The 18,821-nt window shown below is 48.4% G+C and carries 17 protein-coding genes; 5 read left to right on the forward strand and 12 right to left on the reverse strand.

Annotation, left to right across the window (positions count from 1 at the left end):
• Nucleotides 1-8: 8 nt before the first annotated feature.
• From K6J72_RS01690 to fliW, 8 genes are all read right to left on the reverse strand, one after another.
• Nucleotides 9-2,150, reverse strand: coding sequence for a hydantoinase/oxoprolinase family protein (locus K6J72_RS01690; protein WP_221280077.1), 2,142 nt, complete (start codon nucleotides 2,148-2,150; stop codon nucleotides 9-11).
• Nucleotides 2,147-2,578, reverse strand: a complete 432-nt coding sequence (locus tag K6J72_RS01695; RefSeq protein ID WP_221280079.1) for an acetone carboxylase subunit gamma — start codon at nucleotides 2,576-2,578, stop codon at nucleotides 2,147-2,149. The genes K6J72_RS01690 and K6J72_RS01695 overlap by 4 nt, the downstream gene beginning before the upstream one ends.
• 10 nt (nucleotides 2,579-2,588) lie before the next feature.
• Nucleotides 2,589-4,499: a hydantoinase/oxoprolinase family protein gene (locus K6J72_RS01700; protein WP_221280080.1), complete on the reverse strand. Its 1,911-nt coding sequence runs from the start codon at nucleotides 4,497-4,499 to the stop codon at nucleotides 2,589-2,591.
• A 63-nt stretch (nucleotides 4,500-4,562) separates the two neighbouring features.
• Nucleotides 4,563-5,171 (reverse strand): 3-oxoacid CoA-transferase subunit B, encoded by a 609-nt coding sequence (locus K6J72_RS01705; RefSeq protein WP_221280083.1) that lies wholly within the window; start codon nucleotides 5,169-5,171, stop codon nucleotides 4,563-4,565.
• On the reverse strand, nucleotides 5,172-5,867 hold the full coding sequence (locus K6J72_RS01710) for a CoA transferase subunit A (RefSeq protein WP_221280084.1): 696 nt from the start codon (nucleotides 5,865-5,867) through the stop codon (nucleotides 5,172-5,174).
• A gap of 9 nt (nucleotides 5,868-5,876) precedes the next feature.
• Complete coding sequence (locus tag K6J72_RS01715; RefSeq protein ID WP_221280087.1) at nucleotides 5,877-7,052, reverse strand: thiolase family protein; 1,176 nt, start codon at nucleotides 7,050-7,052, stop codon at nucleotides 5,877-5,879.
• A 125-nt stretch (nucleotides 7,053-7,177) separates the two neighbouring features.
• Nucleotides 7,178-7,951: a pyrroline-5-carboxylate reductase gene (locus K6J72_RS01720; RefSeq protein WP_221280089.1), complete on the reverse strand. Its 774-nt coding sequence runs from the start codon at nucleotides 7,949-7,951 to the stop codon at nucleotides 7,178-7,180.
• Nucleotides 7,941-8,348, reverse strand: a complete 408-nt coding sequence (gene fliW / locus K6J72_RS01725) for a flagellar assembly protein FliW (RefSeq protein WP_221280091.1) — start codon at nucleotides 8,346-8,348, stop codon at nucleotides 7,941-7,943. Before fliW ends, K6J72_RS01720 begins: the two co-directional genes overlap by 11 nt.
• A 118-nt stretch (nucleotides 8,349-8,466) precedes the next feature.
• On the opposite strand from fliW, the gene bamD reads away from it, so the two are divergent.
• The 5 genes from bamD to K6J72_RS01750 are packed head-to-tail and all read left to right on the forward strand — an operon-like array spanning nucleotide 8,467 to nucleotide 13,395.
• Nucleotides 8,467-9,108, forward strand: coding sequence for an outer membrane protein assembly factor BamD (gene bamD / locus K6J72_RS01730; protein ID WP_221280093.1), 642 nt, complete (start codon nucleotides 8,467-8,469; stop codon nucleotides 9,106-9,108).
• Nucleotides 9,109-9,116: 8 nt separating this feature from the next.
• Nucleotides 9,117-11,522 (forward strand): endopeptidase La, encoded by a 2,406-nt coding sequence (lon, locus tag K6J72_RS01735; protein WP_221280096.1) that lies wholly within the window; start codon nucleotides 9,117-9,119, stop codon nucleotides 11,520-11,522.
• Entirely contained in the window at nucleotides 11,522-12,355 is an 834-nt protein-coding gene (locus K6J72_RS01740) for a prephenate dehydrogenase (protein ID WP_221280098.1), read from the forward strand. Before lon ends, K6J72_RS01740 begins: the two co-directional genes overlap by 1 nt.
• 9 nt (nucleotides 12,356-12,364) lie before the next feature.
• A complete protein-coding gene (gene fliQ / locus K6J72_RS01745) occupies nucleotides 12,365-12,631 on the forward strand; it encodes a flagellar biosynthesis protein FliQ (RefSeq protein ID WP_053941326.1) in 267 nt (88 codons plus the stop codon).
• Nucleotides 12,631-13,395, forward strand: a complete 765-nt coding sequence (locus K6J72_RS01750) for a UDP-N-acetylmuramate dehydrogenase (protein ID WP_221280101.1) — start codon at nucleotides 12,631-12,633, stop codon at nucleotides 13,393-13,395. Before fliQ ends, K6J72_RS01750 begins: the two co-directional genes overlap by 1 nt.
• Nucleotides 13,396-13,410: 15 nt before the next feature.
• Here the strand turns inward: K6J72_RS01750 and K6J72_RS01755 are convergent, their stop codons facing one another.
• From K6J72_RS01755 to rpoD, 4 genes are all read right to left on the reverse strand, one after another.
• Nucleotides 13,411-14,766 carry an FAD-dependent oxidoreductase gene (locus K6J72_RS01755; RefSeq protein ID WP_221280103.1) on the reverse strand — a complete coding sequence of 452 codons (1,356 nt, stop codon included), beginning with the start codon at nucleotides 14,764-14,766 and terminating at the stop codon, nucleotides 13,411-13,413.
• A 355-nt stretch (nucleotides 14,767-15,121) separates the two neighbouring features.
• Nucleotides 15,122-16,390 (reverse strand): C40 family peptidase, encoded by a 1,269-nt coding sequence (locus K6J72_RS01760; RefSeq protein ID WP_221280104.1) that lies wholly within the window; start codon nucleotides 16,388-16,390, stop codon nucleotides 15,122-15,124.
• Entirely contained in the window at nucleotides 16,383-16,829 is a 447-nt protein-coding gene (locus K6J72_RS01765; protein WP_221280106.1) for a low molecular weight protein-tyrosine-phosphatase, read from the reverse strand. The genes K6J72_RS01760 and K6J72_RS01765 overlap by 8 nt, the downstream gene beginning before the upstream one ends.
• A complete protein-coding gene (gene rpoD, locus K6J72_RS01770; protein WP_221280108.1) occupies nucleotides 16,826-18,724 on the reverse strand; it encodes an RNA polymerase sigma factor RpoD in 1,899 nt (632 codons plus the stop codon). The genes K6J72_RS01765 and rpoD overlap by 4 nt, the downstream gene beginning before the upstream one ends.
• Nucleotides 18,725-18,821: the final 97 nt, after the last annotated feature.

Genomic DNA, 18,821 nt, shown 5'->3' on the forward strand with positions numbered 1-18,821 from the left:
GGTTCTCCTTATTTTGCATTGACATTGTCTTTAAGTAACCAAACCGCCCCTTGTGGGGTGGGCTCGATACGCCAATTCTTTTCCACCAAATAGGTCGTACTCTTAGTGGTCACAATGGCTGGGCCATGGATCACATATTCAGCTGTGAGCACGCTTTCATCATAAATGGGGGTTTCAATGGGCTCTTTTTCATCCACATAATGGACTTTACGCATACTCTTGGCCGGAGGAGTGGTGCGTTTGTGATCGGTGTAAAGTTCCTTAAAATGCACGACATCGGTTTCAATGAAAGTGGCCACGCGCACGGTCTGTACGCGCACACCCGCTTCTGGGGCCTCTACCCCCTTGCCATAGCGTTGGGCATAGACATCGGAGAAGGTACGGATCGCCCGTAAGACATCACCCACATGGTTAAAGCGGTTGATGTCCAGCACCACAGAGGTCGTTACCCGCTGGTTTCCATAGCGCATGTCCATTTCTAAGCGGTGTTTCACGCCCGAAATATCATAACCCTGCCTTTTGAGATCCTCCTTGCCGCGTATCTCCAACTCCTCAATGTATTCATTTATACGCTCGTATTCGTCAAAGAGCTTGCGCTCAATGGGCTCGTAAAGCACGATATAGCCGCTGCGCTCGTGGATGTGCAAAGGTTTCATATTGCCCGCCCCAAGAGCTGAAAAGACAGAAGCAAAGGGGGGGAAGAGGATTTTAGAAATCCCCGCATGATAGGCGATCCCACAGGCGTGCAAGGGCCCATTGCCTCCATAGGCCACCATGGTAAACTCGTCCACATTGCCCCCGTTTTTGCGTAGCTCCATTTCAATGCCGATCGCCATTTGCTCATCCACAGAGCGTTTAATGACCTTAGCGACCTCGATCACATCTAAATCTAGGTGGTCGCAAAGCTTGTCCTCGATCACGAATTTAGAGCGCTTAGGATTGAGCTTGATCACCCCGTTTGCGTAATTCTCTGGGTCTAAATAGCCCAAGAGCAAGTCGGCATCGGTGACCGTGGGGTTTAATCCGCCCCGATCGTAACAGGCAGGCCCTGGATCAGAGCCCGCGCTCTCGGGGCCCACTTTAATGGCTTGGTGGATGCGATCGTAAGTGGCGATCGATCCGCCCCCTGCTCCTAGAGTGTTTAAGTGAATCATGGGCAGAGTTACCAGCCAACGGCAAATCACGGGCTGGAAGTCGTAGTGCTTCACCCCCCCTTTGGGTAAAATCCCAATGTCAAAGGAAGTTCCGCCCATGTCCATACAAACCACATTGCCAATATCCGTAGTTTCTGAGAGGTGTTGGGAGGCACTCACCCCACTCACGGGTCCGGAGTGGATGGTTTGCAGGCTATCTGTGGAGTTGCTCTGCGCCATTCCTCCGCTGTTGTGGATCACGAGCATGGGCTTGCTGTATCCGCTGTCTCTAAGGTTGGAGCTCAGTTGCCCCAAGGCGTGGAACATGATTTCATACAAGAAGGCATCAATGATTGTGGTGTTGGCGCGCACATACTCCCCCTTGCGCCCAGAGACCTGCGAGCTCAAAATCACCGGGATCGCCCCCAATTCGTGGGCGGGATATTCCTCTAAGATCGTTTCTAGCACGAGCTGCTCGTGGCTGGGGTTTTCGGTGGCGTTTGTTAGGGCAACCACAATCGCCTGTGCCCCATTGTCCACCAAATCGCGTACCTGCTTACGCACATCTTCTTTTTGTAGGGGTACTAAAATTTCACCCACGCTATCCACGCGCTCTTTGACAGAGCGCACCATGCGCCGTGGCACTATTGGGTCGGGGCGCTGGGCATTGGGCATATTGCCCTGCTCGGTAACATCTAACCCTTCCCCATAGCCCTTACCCCTAGAGAGGTGGATGGTATCCTCAAAGCCATGGGTAACGATCGCGCCTACCCTAGGACCCTTGCCCTCAATCAAGGCGTTCGTACCTAAGGTGGTAGCATAACGCACGCTGTCCACTTCTTTGAGCACCTGCTCCCTTGTTAAGCCCGCCATTTTGCAGGCATTGTCTAAGGCTGCATTGAAACCTAAAGAGAGATTATGGTGTGTGGTCAGGGACTTGGATTCGATGTATTTTCCATCCCAAGCAAAGAAGCAGTCTGTGAAAGTCCCGCCAATGTCTACAGAAATGCGTTTCATGCGCCCTCCTTACTTTTGTCAAATTTCGCCCGCAAGTCGGCTTGGGCATTCTCGCCGGGCCCGTAATGTATGCTGGTCTCGGGGTCCTCGCCGATCTCTTTCCACCGCCTTTTTAAGTCATCGATGTCCCAAAGCATGTCGATGGTGGGGGGGTAGTTTGGAGGGACATACTCGGTTTCGATCTGTGTCCCGCAAGTGGGGCAGTAATACTCGTAAATGCGGCAAAATTTAGGGTCGGGTGAAAAGGTGTATTGGTAGCGTTTGGGGTCTAAAATAGGAGGGTGAATCTCCTCGGGGTTGCGATCGTAAATGAGCGTGCCTTTTTTGTAAGTGTCCCTGGCATCACCAAAATCATGCCCACACACACGGCACAGCCACCGCTCGCTGTTTAAATCAATCATCAAGTATTCTGTCATCGGCACACGCATGTTGCTCTCCTTATGCTTTTAAGTCTTCTAGAATCAAATCGCCGTTGTCGGTTACCATCAAGCTCCAGCCCTCGGGCACCCTAGCGGTGAAAAAGGGACCCTCCACAATGGCTGGCCCCTCCATGTAAGCCCCCATTTCTTGTTTTTCTAGCACCAACACCACCTCTTGATGCACGCCATCTAAGCCCATGACATTCCTCGTTCCGCTCACCCTAGCCCCGATTTTACGCTTAGGCAAACTCGCCCGTAAATTGGGGTGTGAGAGTTCGTAGCGGATATGGTAGACCAAAATGCACCTTTGGTCCTTGTTGATTTGGGCTGTGTCCTCTAGGCTCGTGCTGTGGCTCTCAGAGCCATCGGCGTTTTCTACAATCACCCGCCACGCACCCTTGCAATCCTCAAAGTCGTAGCCTTCTTGGAACATGTGTCTTTTGGCGCGCTCTTGCATTTGGGTTTTGATTTTTTCAATCTCGTGTTTAGACAAGTCTGTGATGTCGTGTTCGAAAGTTTGCGCCACATCAGAAAAACTGATCCCATAAGCCGAAAACACCGCCGCTAATTTAGGCACAATCACCCGTTTAATGCCCGCTTTTTTGGCGGCCAAACACGCACTCATGGGCCCTCCACCCCCAAAAGCGGCTAAGACCGTGTCTTGTTGTACCTGTTCTTTCAAACATGCAGCAAGCCGGTCAGCGTAAGCTTCCTCCATTTTAAATAAGGCCTCTTCAAACTTTAAACCTAAAGGTTTGGCAACTTTCTCTTTAATGGCTTGGATCGCGCGCTCTTTGTCTAGCTTTTGCTGCCCGTTTAAATAGGTGTCTGGATCGATGATCCCTAGGGCAACATTGACATCGGTGATGGTCGCCTCTTTGCCTCCAAAACCAAAGCAAGCCGGACCGGGGGCTGCTCCCACACTCTCAGGGCCCACTAAAATCTCGCCCCGATCGTTGAGCCTAAAAATAGACCCTCCCCCAACACCAAAGGATTTCACATCGCTAAGCTCAAAGGAGATTTGCACCCCCTCTATGTGTCCGCGCCGCTCCGTCTTGATTTTGTGCGCTTCCACTTCACCCACATCCGAAGTCGTGCCCCCTACATCGACCATCAAAACATGGTTAAAGCCATAAGCCTTAGCAAGGGCTTTAGTCCCCTCAATGCCCCCTCTAGGGCCTGAAGAGTAGGTTTTTAAGGCAACAGATTTAGCCACCCGCGAAGACGCCCCATCGTTGCGGTAGATCAACAGGGGGTTTTTGACCTTATGGGCGCGCAGGCGGTGTTCAGCAGAGTATAAAAAACGCTCCATAGTGGGGTGTAAAAAGCTGTTTAAAAGAGCCGACCAAATACGCCGGGTGCGGCTTGTGTCGTTGGTGAATTCCCAAGAAAAGAGCACAGGTACAGACCCTAGCAAGTGTCGTGGGAATTGCAATAAAAAGGTGTGTTTGAAAGCCTTTTCATCGTGCTGGTTCTCAATGGCAACCACGAGTCGCTCAGCTCCTTTGTTCGTTAGCGTGTTCACGGCATTGGCTAAATCCGCCTCAAAGTTTTCGCCCCCCAAATCCCTGATCACAAAGACCCGATCGCCCACCAAACTTTGGAACAATTCTTTTTGGTTCGCGCTTTGCGTGAGTTTTTGCATGAGGGAGGTGTCGTTAGTGATCAAGCCCAGCTTTGGACCCTTGCGCTCCACTAGGGCATTTGTGCCCTGTGTGGACGAATAGCGAATCAAGTCCGTGCTGTGTAAGAGTTGGACAAAGCCATCGGGGCCAAAAATCTCTTCACTCGCCTTGGTGATTCCCTTAAAAAAACACTCGGAGAGATCCACGGGAGTGGTTAGGGTTTTGGTGTAGCGCACCTGTGAGCCTTGCACCACGCAAATGTCTGTCAAAGTCCCGCCATTGTCCAGGTTGATTAGATATTTCATGGGTATCCTTTTAATTTTTTAGTTTGCTTATGCCCAAAAACCTATGCATTACGCACACTTAACTTAAGGCAGGGGGGGGTTAGAAACCCCTGGTGCCAACTCTAGGGGTACAAACTCACCCCCATGGATCTCAAAGACTCCTAAGTTGGTGATCACCTTTGAGACACATTTAGGGCCTGTCAAGGGCAAAGAACACTCTTTGACCAATTTACAATTACCCTTTTTATCCGTGTGTTGCATCAGCACAATGACCTTTTTGGCACTCGCCACTAAGTCCATCGCTCCGCCCATGCCCTTCACTAACTTGCCCGGCACCATCCAGCTGGCTAAATCCCCGTTTGCTGAAACTTCCATCGCCCCCAAAATTGTCAAGTCGATGTGTTGGCCTCTAATCATGGCAAAGCTCTCGGCAGAGCTAAAATAGCTCGCCCCCAAACTCTCGGTGATGGTCTGCTTACCGGCATTGATCAAGTCCGCATCCACTTGCTCTTTTGTGGGAAAGGGCCCCATGCCTAACAAGCCGTTTTCACTCTGCAGCATGACCTTAATGTTCTTAGGAATGTAGTCGGCAACTAAAGTGGGGATGCCGATGCCTAAATTGATGGAGTAGCCATCTTTGATGTCTTCCACCGCCTTTTTGGCCATTTCTTCTCTGCTCCAGCCACTTTCCATCTATTCTCCCTTTTTCAGTGTGAGTTGTTCGATGCGTTTTTCAAAGTTCCCCTTAAAAATGCGATCCACGAACACCCCGGGGACATGGATAAAGTTAGGATCAAGCGCGCCCAGCTCTACAATCTCTTCGACTTCAACCACCGTAACTCTAGCCGCCTTTGCCATCATCGGGTTAAAATTCATGGCGGTTTTGTTGAAAACCAAATTGCCATAGGTGTCTGCCTTTTGTGCCTTGATGAAAGCATAGTCCGCCTTCAGGGCGGTTTCTAAAATATAAGTGCGCCCCCCAAACTCCCTATGCTCCTTGCCTTCAGCAATGATTGTACCTACACCTGTGGGTGTGTAAAAGCCGGGGATACCCGCCCCCCCGGCTCTAATGCGTTCGGCTAAAGTGCCTTGTGGGTTGAACTCCACTTCAATTTCACCAGCCAAGAATTGCTGCTCGAAAGCCGCATTTTCGCCCACATAGCTGGCGATCATCTTTTTGATTTGTTTGTTTTTTACGAGCAAGCCCAAACCGAAATCATCGACTCCGGGGTTGTTAGAAATGCAAGTGATGTCTTTCACCCCACTTTGGCTTAAGGCTAAAATGGCATTTTCGGGGATGCCACACAGTCCAAACCCCCCAAACATCAGGGTCATCCCATCTTGCACGCCACTGACTGCCTCTTGGATACTCTTAACGACTTTCTCCACAGGCAACCCTCACAATCTCTCAATGAGAATCGCTAAAGCCTCGCCTCCACCCACGCACAAGCACGCCACACCTAAGTGTTTGTCATAGGTGTGCAAAGCGTGTACCAAAGTCGTCAAAATCCTAGCTCCGCTCGCCCCGATGGGATGGCCTAAAGCGATCGCCCCCCCGTTGACATTGACTTGGCTGTCTTTCAAACCCAAATCCTTTTGGGTCAACACCCCCACCACCGCAAACGCTTCGCTGATCTCGTATAAATCAATGTCGCCGGGCTGTTTGTTGTTGTTCTTTAAAAGTTTTCTAATGGCGGGGGCAGGAGCGGTGGTGAAAAGATGGGGGTCGTGGCTAAATGTCGCATAATCTACAATCTTAGCCAAGGCCCTAGTGTGGGTTTCTTTAGACAAGTCAGCCGAACCTAAAACGAGCATGCTCGCCCCATCGCTGATTTTGCTGGCGTTAAAAGCAGTGATTGTCCCCTCCGGATCGAAGACAGGTTTGAGTTTTAAGCCCTTGTCAAAGTTCACCCTTGTGGGCTCTTCATCCACGCTCACCACAATCTCGCCTGTGCGCCCCCGCATAGACACACTGATCATCTCGGGTTTAAAGGCGTGGTTTTCAACGGCTTTTAAAGCCTTTTCGTAGCTGCCTTTGGCGAAGTTGTCTTGCTCGGCACGGCTTAAGTGGTTTAAACGGGCGCAATTTTCGGCAAAGTCGCCCATCCGCGCCTTCTTGTAGGCATCTTGCAAGCCGTCTTTGAGCATGCTGTCTTCTAAGGCAGTGTCGCCCATTTTAAAGCCTGCCCGGCTTTTCATCAACAAATGCGGAGCAAGACTCATGTTTTCCATACCTCCCGCTAAGACCACCCGAGCACGCCCTAAAGCGATTTCATTCGCCCCAAGCATCACGGCTCTTAAGCCCGATCCACAAGCCTCATTGACTAACCAACAGGCAATAGACTTAGGCAAGTTTGCCCCTAGGGCGACTTGTCTGGCGGGGGCTTGTTTTAACCCACCACTCAACACATTGCCGACAACGCAACTGTCTACAAGGCTAGGGTCAAACCCACTCGTCTTTAGAGCTTCTATGGCCGCCAAACTCCCTAACTTCGTGGCAGGAACACTAGAGAGAGTGCCGTTGAAAGACCCAATCGGGGTGCGCTTGGCACTGTAAATGTGGACTTTATGCATAATTTTCGCTCCTCATTCTGGTTGTAGGGGTATTATTACACAGAAATATACACTGTTGTGCTAACAAAAAAGGGATTTTGGTTGAAAAAAGGCCAAGAGTTTTACATTTTGTAACAGATAGGGGATTAAGATTTAGGTTTGTATCTTCGGGCTATGGCGTGGCAGGCTTGCATGATCGCCCCCCTAACGCCCTTCTCTTCAAGCACGCTCAAGCCTTCGATGGTTGCCCCGGCGGGGGTGCAGATGCTTTGGCTGATTTCTTGAGGGCTTTTTGTGGCAAGCAAAGCGCTAAAACCTTTAAAGCTTTGACTCACCAGCTCTTTGCTTTGGGCGTAAGGTAAGCCCGCTCTCACCCCAGAGTCGATCAAAGCTTGGGTAAACAGGCTCAAAAAAGCGAGTGTACTTCCATTTGTAACCATAGAAGCGTCCACCAACTCTTCTTTATCCACTTGCACGGCTGTGCCAAAGCTAGCGAGCAAGTCTGTTAATTCTTTGGGTATAGGGGTGGGGCTAAAGTAGGTTGTGGCCGAAAGCCCCAAAAAGGCGGCGACATTTGGCATGAAACGCACAAAATGGGGGGCTTGCAAGTGGGCTTGCAAGAACTGTATAGACACGCCGGCAAGCGCGCTTAAAATGGCGCTGGCCTGCCCTGTGTAACTAAATGCCCCTAAAGCGTGGGGCTTTAGGGTGAGAAACACCACGCTGTCTGTGATCTCAATGCTCTTATCACAAGTTTGCAAAGTGATGAAGTCTAGCCTTTCTTGTTTTAAAAAAGGGGCGATCTTGCTAGGGTCTTTGCCTGCAATGCTAACCGACCGCCCCGCTAACGCACCCTGCATGCCCTTTAAGATCGCCCTAGTGATTTGGCCGTAGCCGATGAATAAAATTTTATTTGTCATGGACGGGTTGCCTTTCTTGGTAGAAGCTGGAGATTTTCTCCGAGATTTGGTAGTTGGGGTATTTTGCGCTGTCTAAGATCACTTGCGCCATGAGTTTGTGATCGAAGTTGAAGACTAGAGGTGCTAAAAAGTTGATGGTGGATTCTTTGAGGGGGTTTTGGATCACCATGATATTGGCGATTAAAATATTTTGAGCTTGGTCTAAATTTAAAAGGGTCTGTAAAGCTAGGGGGATTTCAAATTCATAAGAACGCAGGGCAAAGGGATTCACTAGGGTGAAAGTGGGGGCGGGGGCATCGGCGTTGCGTAGGCGCATAAAAATTTCGTCAATTTTTTCTAGCTCCATTTGGTAGACCTCTTCAAACCCCAAAATGGGGGATTTTACACTAAAAACCATACAAACCCTTGAATTTGTGTAACTTAAGGAGCTGATTTTACTAAAACTACTCCAAAAAATCAATTCAATTAATTCAGGGGTTTTTGGTATAATAGTGGCTTTAGCTTTAAGGATAAGGATGCGTGTAGTTTTATTCTCGGCGGTGGTTTTAGCCCTGTTCTTTGGGTGTACTAAAAAGACAAAAGAGTCTATTTACAACCGACCGGCGATTTTTTGGTATCAAGGGATTTTGCGTGAAATTTTGTTTTTGAACTTAGAGACAGCGGACAACTATTATTCTTCCTTGCAAAGCGAGCACATCAATTCGCCTTTGGTGCCCGATGCCATGCTGGCTTTAGGGCAAGCCCACTTAAAAAAGAAAGAATTTGTTTTGGCAGAATACTACTTTGATGAGTACATTAAGCGCTTTGGCAATCAAGACAACATTGACTATTTGAAGTTCATGAAATTGCAGGCCCGCTACTACGCCTTTAAAAACCACAGTAAGGACCAAGAGTTTATGGCTAATACTATAGGCATGTTAAACGACTTTGTGGACAAATACCCAAATAGTCGGTTTTTAAACCAAGTGGAGTACATGCAGGTTAAATTCATTTTAGGGCAAAATGAGCTCAATCGGGCGATCGCCAATGTTTATAAAAAACGCCACCAGAAAGAGGGGGTGAAACGCTATTTGGAAAGGGTAGATGAGGTTTTGGAGAAGGAAACCCACCCCAAAAAATCCTACATGCCTTGGTATGTGGCTATCTTTAACTGGTGAGGGACAAAATGACAGACAAGTTTCCAAGTGTTGTACCTGTGATCATAGAAGAAGAGGCTTTTATGTACCCTTTTATGATCGCCCCCATTTTTATCAACAATGAGGCTAATACCAAGGCGGTCAACAAAGCTACTCAAGAGCGCAACGACCTAATTTTTGTGAGTTGCTCTAAGGGTGAATCGGGTGTGGTGGATAGGGACAAGTTTTACGATGTGGGGGTGATCGGCTCGATTGTGCGTAAAGTGATCCTGCCCGATAACCGCATGAAAGTCTTATTTCAAGGCATTTGTAAGGGGCGGATTTTAAACATCGAGTCTACAGACCCCCTAGAGGCGATGGTGGATGTCATCACCTATAAGGAATACGATACCGACAAAATCAATGCCATCATTGACATTCTTAAAGAGAAGGTCAGCAATTTAGCTAACATCAGTCAATTCTTCCCCCCCGATCTGCTAAAGGCGATTGAGGACAACAACGATCCCAACCGCATTGTGGACTTGGTTGCGTCCGCCCTGCACTTAAAAAAAGACCAAGCCTACACCCTCTTTGCAAGCGATGACATCGAAGAAAGATTGCTAGGACTGATTGACTTAGTCATGGAGGAGATCAAAACCCAAAAACTCCAAAAAGAGATCAAGAGCAAAGTCCATAGCAAAATGGAACAAGTGAATAAGGAGTACTTCCTCAAAGAACAGCTCAAACAGATCCAAAAAGAGCTGGGCATCGACAAGCAGAAAGATGAGGAGATACAAGAGTACTTTCAAAAACTCAGCGACATTGAGCCCTTCATCACCAAAGAGGTCTACAAAGAGATCAAAAAGCAAATTGAACGCCTAAGCCGTGTGCATCAAGACAGCTCGGATGTGGGGATTTTGCAAAACTATATTGAGTGGGTACTAGACATCCCCTTTGGGCAATACAGCGACAAAATCCTATCCATTAAAGAGGTGGAGAAACAGCTAAATGCCGACCATTACAGCCTAGAAAAGCCCAAAGAGCGCATCGTAGAGTACTTCGCTACAATGGAGTTGATGCGTCTACGCAAACAAGAGAACAAAGAAACCAAGGGTACGATTCTGTGCTTTTATGGCCCTCCTGGGGTGGGTAAAACGAGTTTGGCCAACTCGATCGCTAAAGCTATAGAGCGCCCCTTGGTGCGGATTGCGCTGGGGGGATTAGAGGATGTCAATGAGCTCAGAGGACATCGGCGTACTTACTTAGGCTCTATGCCCGGGCGCATTGTGCAGGGCCTCATCGAGGCCAAGAAAATGGACTGCGTGATGGTGCTTGATGAGATCGATAAAGTGGATAAAAGCATGCGTGGCGATCCCGCCAGCGCGCTTTTAGAAATCTTAGACCCCGAGCAGAACACGAGCTTTAGGGATTATTACACAAACTTCAACATTGACCTATCTAAGGTGATCTTCATCGCCACGGCCAACGACATTTCAACGATCCCCCCACCTCTAAGAGATCGCATGGAGTTTATCAGTGTGTCCAGCTACACCCCCCAAGAAAAGGAACAAATCGCCATCAACTACTTGATCCCCCAGGAGTTGAAAAAGCACGCTCTAAAGCCTACGGAAGTGGTCTTTACACCAGAAGCGGTGCAACTCATCATTGAGAAGTACACAAGAGAGGCAGGGGTTAGAGGGTTAAGGCGCACGATTGCGAGCATCATGCGCAAATGCGCTAGGAACATCGTAAACAATCAAGAGGAGGGTAAAAAGCGTAACCGCAAAATCACGATCACCACTGACAATGTCCCCGACTTCTTAGACAGAATCGTGTTCGAGATTGACCCTGTGGATAAAGAGGATGCGCTGGGCATTGTGAACGGGCTGGCGTGGACGAGTGTGGGTGGAGATGTGTTGAAAATCGAGTCGGTGAAAATCAAGGGCAAGGGCAACTTAAAACTCACAGGTTCTTTAGGCGAAGTGATGAAAGAGTCCGCCCAAATCGCCCACTCAGTCGTGAAAACCCTCTTAGATGAAGAAGTGCTGATAAGCAAGAAAAAGAAGCTTAAAGAGAAAGACGAGAAAAAAGAGAAAGAGAAAATCTACAATCTCTACGACATACACTTGCATGTCCCAGAGGGGGCTACGCCTAAAGATGGGCCCAGTGCCGGGATCACTATGGCGACCAGCATTGCGTCTATTCTGTGTGAGAAAAAAGTGCGCTCGGATGTAGCGATGACGGGCGAGCTGACCTTGAGCGGTCGGGTTTTACCCATAGGCGGGCTTAAAGAAAAGCTGATCGCCAGCTTTAAGGCGGGCATTAAAACCGCCCTGATCCCCGAGAAAAACTACCAAAGGGATTTAAAAGACATCCCTAAAGAGGTGCAAGAGCACATGGAAATCAAGGCGGTGCAAACGATTGAAGATGTGCTCGGTGCGGCGTTGGTGCCCTAATGCAAGTTGGCATCGTTGGGCTGGGTTTGATGGGGGGGTCTTTAGGGCTTGCTCTGCAAGAGGTGCGTCAAAGTTTAGGCATTAAGCGCATTTTGGGTTGTGATAGCAACCCCTTGCACGCCCAAATGGCGTTAAGCTTAGGCCTTGTGGAGGAATGCGTGGACCTGCACGCTTTGCAACATTGCGCCGTGGTGTTTTTAGCGACTCCGCTGGGTGGCATTGTGGACATTTTACAAACCTTCAAGCCCAGCTTGCAAACAACCATCATTGAGATCGGGGGGGCAAAGGAGCAAATCATCAACGCGATCCCCTTAAGCACACGCCCCCAGGTGGTCGCCACACACCCCATGTGTGGGACAGAGTTTTATGGCCCCAAAGCCGCTCTTAAAGGGCTTTATCAACACAAAATTGTGATTTTCGTGGACGATGAAAAGAGCGCACCCGAACATGTAGAGAAAGCCAAAGAAATTTTTAGCGCCATTGGCATGCAACTTGTCAGAATGGATGCAAAGAGCCACGATGCACACATCGCCTTTGTGAGCCACTTGCCCCACGCTCTCAGCTATGCTTTGGCAAATGTGGTCCTCTCGCAAAAAAGCCCGCAGACGATTCTATCCCTAGCCGCCGGGGGCTTTAAAGACATGAGTCGCCTTTCTAAAAGCTCGCCCGTGATGTGGCGCAGTGTGTTTAAGCAAAACAAGGCACAGGTGCTAAAAGCGATGGAGGCATTTTTGGAGGAAATGGGCGTGGTACAAGGCTTTCTAGAAAATGAGGACTGGGATGCTTTAGAAGGCTGGATGGGGCGGGCAAACAAATTGCAAGAGTTCATGTAAGGAGATTTGATGGAGGCGCAACTGATGAAACTTGCCATTGAAACCTATAAAATCACTTTAATGATCTCTTTGCCCGTGCTGTTAGTGGGTTTAGTGGTGGGGCTGTTGGTCAGCATTTTCCAAGCCACCACCCAAATCAATGAGATGACTTTATCCTTTGTGCCTAAGATTTTAGCCGTGATCGCCGTGATCATCTTCACCATGCCTTGGATGCTTAACATGCTCTTAGACTACACCCACATGCTCTTTAAACTCATCCCTAAGGTGATCTCTTAGTGCTGATCGACTTTGGCCGCTACTCTAGCGTGAAAATCGGGGGAGTCGTACAGGTGCGGGTACTTGACACATGCGCCCCTTATGTGGGCGTACAGATGGTGGGCTTAGCTAGTAATCTCTTGGTGTCCCCTGAAGCTAAAAACCTAGCCACTCTGTCTAAGAGCTTTGATTACATCGTCGATCTAGGCACGCACTTAGAAGTGGGGGCAAAGACAAACGCCCAAAAACTCTTCAGTTACTACAAAAACCACGATTTGCAAGGTTTGGAGTTTTTAAGCGCATTGCCCGGGAGTTTGGGCGGACTCGTCAAAATGAACGCCGGCATGAAAGCCTATGAGATCAAAGAGTTCGTGGAGGCTTTAAACATCAATGGGGAATGGGTGGAGGCAAAAGACTTGGGCTTTGGTTACCGCACAAGTGGGGTGAGAGGTGTGGTGTTTAAAGCCCGTTTAAAAAAGCGCAAGGGTTTTAGACATGGCGTTTTTCAAGAGTGCCAACGCATGCGTTGCCACCCTAAAAAGCCCAGCTTTGGAAGTTGCTTTAAAAACCCCGTGGGGGATTTTGCCGGGCGGCTCTTAGAAGCGGTGGGGCTTAAAGGTTTTAGTTTAGGGGGGGTGGGTTTTAGCCGAGAGCATGCGAATTTTCTAGTCAATTTAGGAGGGGGGCGGTTTGAAGAGGCACTAAGACTCATCGCCCTAGCCAAAGAGCGGGTATTTGACGCCTTTGGCATCGCCCTAGAAGAAGAGGTTTGTATCTACCACTAGCCCCAGGGCAAAGCCCTAGAGCGTATCTAGCTCTTCTGGGGATAAATCCTCATAAAAGCGCTCAAGTGCGAAATCCACACCTAGATATTTTGTGATGTCCAAAGCATCCACAAGGGCGTTTTGTAAACAGCTTGTCGCTCCGGGGGAGGGAGTCATATTGAAAGTCAAACCTTGATTTGTTTTGATCTTTTTCTCGCCTAAAATGAGCTTTTTCTTAGTGCGATCCAGCACTTGAGGGCGCACTTCTCCAAAGCCGTGTGCGTAATGCAAATCGCTTAGAGAAAGGGAGGGGATGATTTTACGGGCATCTTTTAAAAACTTGCGTTTACCGATGTAGGGGACTTCAAAGACCATGTTTTTAAAGACATAGTTACGGATGTCCCGCTCCACGAACAAGTCAAAGACAATGCTAAAAATATCCGTGTTGCAGTCCATTTTGATCAATTCCCAGCTAATGCCCTTGAGTAAGTGTTTGTTGCGCTCGAGTTTTGGCATGGCCAAGGCAGTGGGTCCTATGCGGGTGCGCCCTTTAATCACCACATCAGGGTCGCCATGCAAAGCGGCAAAGGGGAGTTTGGGGTTTTGCACGGTGTAGACTTTTCCCCGCAGTAAATCAGGTACAAAATAGAAACTCCCAGCCACAGGCATACAACCCAGATCCAAACCATAACCCATTTGTTGCGCTAGGGGCAAGGCGTAAGAACCCGCATTGACTAAAATGTATTTGGCGTAAATCTCATCGGTTTCAGTGGAAATCAACGCCCAATCGCCCAGCCGTTTTTCAATGGTCTCCACATGGAAGTTCAAAAAGACTTGGTTATTAGGCTTGATCGCCATCGCTTCTTGGACGAAACTTTCGCTCAGCAAGGCGTAGTTCATGGCACACCAGTCCTTTTCAAACCCACTCCCCACGACATTTTCGGGGCGCTCTAGCCCGTGGTCTTCTAAAATCACCTGCGGTTCGATCTCTTTGACTTTTTTCTTGTCGAAGAAAGTTAAGCCTGGATAGATTTCTTGAAACTCTTCATGCCTTTGGGTGATGAAGGCACACTCCACATCGCCCACGCCGATCGACATTTTTTGGCACTCAAAGATCGCCTTGTTTTGCAAACCTTTATTGAGGGCGTAATGGCGTACTTTATCCGCCGACAGCTTGACTTTGCGCGCTTTTTGGGCAGTGTAGTTGGTTTCAATCGAGCCATCATGGATGGTCTGCGAATTTGCCTTTGCGCTTGAACTCACCCTTGCCAAAGCTTCTTTCTTGTCTATAATGGCGATTCTCTTAAGGTCGGTGTATTGGCTAAGCACCCAAAAAGCAGCACAGCCAGAAACGCCACCCCCGATGATCGCCACATCAAATTCATGGTTCATTCTTATCCTTTTTTACCAGCAGTAAAGGGCGATTTTAGCACATTTATATATGAAAACCTTTAAGCGCTTTAGCACCTCTTTGGCAAAAAATCTCCCTTAACAAACGCAACCCGTTTGTTTCAGCGGGTGGAACGGATGCCTCTAAGGTGTGGTGTGGTGTCCGCATGCGCTTATATCGAGCGTAGAGAGTGCCAAAAGTTACGCCTTGGGACAGACGATGTGTGCGGCCTGCAGAATGCAGGAGAGGCTTCAACTCTGTCAAACCCCGCCTGTAGGGACATAGAGTGGGCATCAGACTCCCCCCTTTGGACAACACCAGCCAAGCGAGCCCAAAGTCTTGGCGCATTTAAGCCCTTCACAAGTGCTGAGATGGTTTGAACGCATAGTGGTACAAATCCGACATGCCTAAAATCCGAGCTAAAAGTGAGAAGGTAGGGGGGTTTTTGGCGTTTTTATGCCCGATGTCTAGGTTCGTGATCGCTGTCTTTCTAATGTCGTAAGCGTTGTTCTTAGACACCATTACAGACCACACATTGTGCGCCACAATCGCCCTGTGGTTCTTTGCGCCCAAATAGAGCATGATGTGCCCCTTGAGCCATAAAATCGTGGCAAAGGGCGTGGCATGCTTGATGATGTAGGCTTCCTTTTTTCTAGGGGGTAAGCGGCTTAAATCCACCATGTTGTTGGCGTAGCGCACTTGGGCTAAAGAGTTTCTAGGCAGCAATATCCCAAAACTTGCAAAGCTATCCCTTGTAAACGCCGAGCAGTCGCGCTTTTGCTCTGCCCCACCCCAGCCATAGGGTTGGCCGAGCATGGCATCGATCACCACCGCCATCGCCCTTTGCGTGAAGGGGCGGGGGAAGGAGGTGAAGTGTGGGGAGTTTAAGGGGGTTTTGACAAAACGCACAAAGCCTTTAGAGTCCTTGGCGTAGGTGTAGACCTGTCTAAAGTGGTGGGGGACTTTGATGAAAATCTCACCCATGTGTGCTGTGCTGCCATTGGCTAAAGGGATTTTATCCTTTGTGGGGGTTAAGTAGTGTTTGAAGTGTAAAAAAGTTTGCATTTGTTCGGAGCTTATAGCGGCGAGTTTGTCCAAGCGCACCCAGCCAAAGACAAAAGAACTTTGGATATGGGCGTAGGTCTTTGCCTTGTTGTAGTGGGTGATCAAAACGGGTGTGCCGGCAAAAATCAAAGAGTTTTGCCAGCGGTCAAAGGGCTGCCCATCTTTTAGGTAATAGGGTGCATCGCTAGGCACAGCCCGTACATTGGCATCGGCGATCACCACCGCCCTAAGCCCCACGCTTGGGTAGTGGGGGATGTCCATGTCTTTTAGGATTTCTTGCAATTTTTCTAAGCTATAGGGCTGTAGGTTTTTGTCGTAGCCCACCTTGCGTAAGGTGTCTTGCATCCAAAAAACTTCGTCTAAGTCCTCCATCGCTTGCATGTCTGTCCACGGGGCGTACCATTGTTGTAGATAAGATTTTTTCAGTTTGGCTTTAGACGGGACAGGCAGGGTGTGGTGGGGCAGATAATGCCCTGCCTCTTGGGGCAAACCTAGCAATTTTAAAGAAGTGGCGTTTAAAAGGGACAAGAGGGCTAAAAGGGCAAGAGTGCCTTTAAGCATGCACGCTGTTTAGGAGATTTTTCACCCCCAAATCGATCAAGGCATAAACTTCTTCCAAGTCCTTTTCTTGTGTATAGGTGTAGGGGTCTGGAATATCCACACCTTGTAGGCCAAAATCCCCGAGTTTGCAAACATTGGGGTGCAAAACGCCCAGCTCTCTTAAGGATCTAATGTTGCTCTCATCCATCGCAACAATGCAATCAAATCGGCTGGCAAGCTCTTGGCTAATGGGTTTGCTCCTAAAGGGGGTTAAATCGATGCCATGCCTCTTGGCTAGGGCGATGATGGGCGGGTGGGCTGACTCGCCCTCGTGGTAGCTAGAAATGCCCGCCCCATCCACGATCAAGGGCAATTTTTGCTCTTGGATAATTTGGGTGGCGATCCCCCGTGCGAGCATAGAGCGACAAATGTTGCCCAGACATAAAAACAAAAGGCTCATATGCGTAGATAACTTCTAAGCAAACGCCCGTATTGGGGACTTCTTAGCTTTTTAATGGCACTGCTCTCGATTTGGCGCACCCTTTCACGAGTTACATTGAGCTCTTTGCCAATCTCTTCAAGCGTGCGGTCGCTCTCATCTTCTAAAAGCCCAAAGCGCATGCGAATCACCGACTTTTCTCTCTCATTGAGTTGGTCAAGCACGCCGTCAATCTGTGCCTTTAAGTCCTCGCGCATGATGTGATCCATGGAGCCTACGACATTGCGGTCCTCCACAAAATCCCCAAATTTGCCATCGTCATCATTGCCCACGGGCGACTCTAAGCTGATGGGCTCTTTGGTGATCTTGATCACATTTTTCACTTTATCTAAAGGCAAGCCCACTTCTTTAGCCACGAGGTCTAAATCCGGCTCTTTGCCATTTTCTTGCATGTGCTTACGCATGACTTTGTTGATGCGGTTGATCGTGTCAATCATATGGATGGGGATACGGATCGTGCGGGCCTGGTCGGCGATGGCACGACTGATGGCTTGCTTGATCCACCATGTGGCGTAAGTGGAGAATTTATAGTTTTTCTCATGCTCAAACTTATCCACCGCTTTCATCAAGCCAATGTTGCCCTCTTGGATCAAGTCTAAGAAAGGCAAGCCTCTTGAAGTGTATCGTTTAGCGATGCTTACCACCAAGCGTAAATTGGAGCGCGCCATTTTATTTTTAGCTTTATCCGAGATGAGCTTACCTCGCTTGATTTGGTTTAAAATCTCTTTCAATTTGGTGGGTTCTAAGTTGAAGCCATCCTCGCTTGCCTCTTTGGTCTGAAAGAGTTTTTTGATTTCCATATAAACACTCACCATTGTAGACTCGGGCACCATCGCAGCGATCTCTTCACGACTCATGGTGGTGATGTTTTTTAAAATATTTCTGTGGTTCTCAATCAAGCTTTCATTGAAAAGAGAGAGTTTGTACTCCAAGCGTTTTAATTCTTTTTCAAAGCCATCTCCGCTTTTGAGTGAAGTCTCCATCGCCTTGACCAATTCACCGATGAGTTTACTTGTGGGCCCTAGGTCATAAAGCTTTTCCTTCAAAATGCGGCATTTGTAGGCTAAAGTCAATTCGTGTAAAAGCGAGTCTTCTTGCTCTTCTTTGGGGGTGTTTAAGGATTTGAGCCAATCCTTTTTCGCCTTGCTGAGGGCCTTAAAACTCTCTAGGACTTTTTCCACCCGCTTTTTGTCTTTTTCGGACACATTTTTTTTCATTTCAAGGCTGTCTTCCTCCTCGCTCTCGCCCTCCTCCATTTCACCCTCTTCATCTTTCTTGGGCATGCTCCCCTCATCATCAAAATTCCTAAACAGCTCTTTGACTCGTCTTTCGCGGTTGATGAGCGCGTCCTTGTAATTGTAAATGAAGTCGATGAGATAAGGTACAGAGCAAATTGCATCCAAAATAATGTTTTCGCCAAGCTTGATTTGCTTGCTTAAATGCACCTCCTCTTCTTTGCTAAGAAGGGGGATTTCGCCCATTTCACGCAAATACATGCGCACGGGGCTATCGCTCCTGGACCACTCGGGCAACTCTTTTTCTTTAAAGTCTAAGTTTTCTTCGGGCTCTTCCTCAATTTGCTTGGATTTTTTACGCCCCGCCCTGCGCTCCAAAGAGGATAACGAAGTGTGGGCGTACTCGGAGGAGTGGATAAAGGTCTTATGGTATTTTTGCGCCCACTCTTTGAGTTTTTTAAGCTGAGAAGTGCTAGGGATTTTTTGCAAAATTTCAATGATGCGTTCGTAAGAAACACTAGGTTGCTCTTCTTTAAAAAGTTGTTCTAACTCTTCTTGAGCACTCGGCCGTTTGGTGGAATTTTTTGAGGGTTTTTGAACTTTGTTGTCTTTATTTTCCATGAGATCCTCGCTTTAAAAATGGATTACAACTTGGATGAGCACTTAGGAACTGGTCTTTATAGCAAAATGTGGCTTATAAACGCATAAAAGGTTAAAA

The organism is Helicobacter sp. NHP19-003, from assembly GCF_019703305.1.
Lineage (GTDB): Bacteria > Campylobacterota > Campylobacteria > Campylobacterales > Helicobacteraceae > Helicobacter > Helicobacter gastrocanis.

Excerpts from the sequence above, each read along its gene's own strand:
- K6J72_RS01695 (WP_221280079.1), bottom strand. The coding sequence starts at position 2,578 with ATGCGTGTGCCGATGACAGAATACTTGATGATTGATTTAAACAGCGAG.
- K6J72_RS01705 (WP_221280083.1), bottom strand. The coding sequence starts at position 5,171 with ATGGAAAGTGGCTGGAGCAGAGAAGAAATGGCCAAAAAGGCGGTGGAA.
- K6J72_RS01715 (WP_221280087.1), bottom strand. The coding sequence starts at position 7,052 with ATGCATAAAGTCCACATTTACAGTGCCAAGCGCACCCCGATTGGGTCT.
- K6J72_RS01720 (WP_221280089.1), bottom strand. The coding sequence starts at position 7,951 with ATGACAAATAAAATTTTATTCATCGGCTACGGCCAAATCACTAGGGCG.
- K6J72_RS01760 (WP_221280104.1), bottom strand. The coding sequence starts at position 16,390 with ATGCTTAAAGGCACTCTTGCCCTTTTAGCCCTCTTGTCCCTTTTAAAC.
- lon (WP_221280096.1), top strand. The coding sequence starts at position 9,117 with ATGACAGACAAGTTTCCAAGTGTTGTACCTGTGATCATAGAAGAAGAG.
- K6J72_RS01755 (WP_221280103.1), bottom strand. The coding sequence starts at position 14,766 with ATGAACCATGAATTTGATGTGGCGATCATCGGGGGTGGCGTTTCTGGC.
- fliW (WP_221280091.1), bottom strand. The coding sequence starts at position 8,348 with ATGGTTTTTAGTGTAAAATCCCCCATTTTGGGGTTTGAAGAGGTCTAC.
- K6J72_RS01740 (WP_221280098.1), top strand. The coding sequence starts at position 11,522 with ATGCAAGTTGGCATCGTTGGGCTGGGTTTGATGGGGGGGTCTTTAGGG.
- fliQ (WP_053941326.1), top strand. The coding sequence starts at position 12,365 with ATGGAGGCGCAACTGATGAAACTTGCCATTGAAACCTATAAAATCACT.
- K6J72_RS01690 (WP_221280077.1), bottom strand. The coding sequence starts at position 2,150 with ATGAAACGCATTTCTGTAGACATTGGCGGGACTTTCACAGACTGCTTC.
- K6J72_RS01765 (WP_221280106.1), bottom strand. The coding sequence starts at position 16,829 with ATGAGCCTTTTGTTTTTATGTCTGGGCAACATTTGTCGCTCTATGCTC.
- K6J72_RS01700 (WP_221280080.1), bottom strand. The coding sequence starts at position 4,499 with ATGAAATATCTAATCAACCTGGACAATGGCGGGACTTTGACAGACATT.
- bamD (WP_221280093.1), top strand. The coding sequence starts at position 8,467 with ATGCGTGTAGTTTTATTCTCGGCGGTGGTTTTAGCCCTGTTCTTTGGG.
- rpoD (WP_221280108.1), bottom strand. The coding sequence starts at position 18,724 with ATGGAAAATAAAGACAACAAAGTTCAAAAACCCTCAAAAAATTCCACC.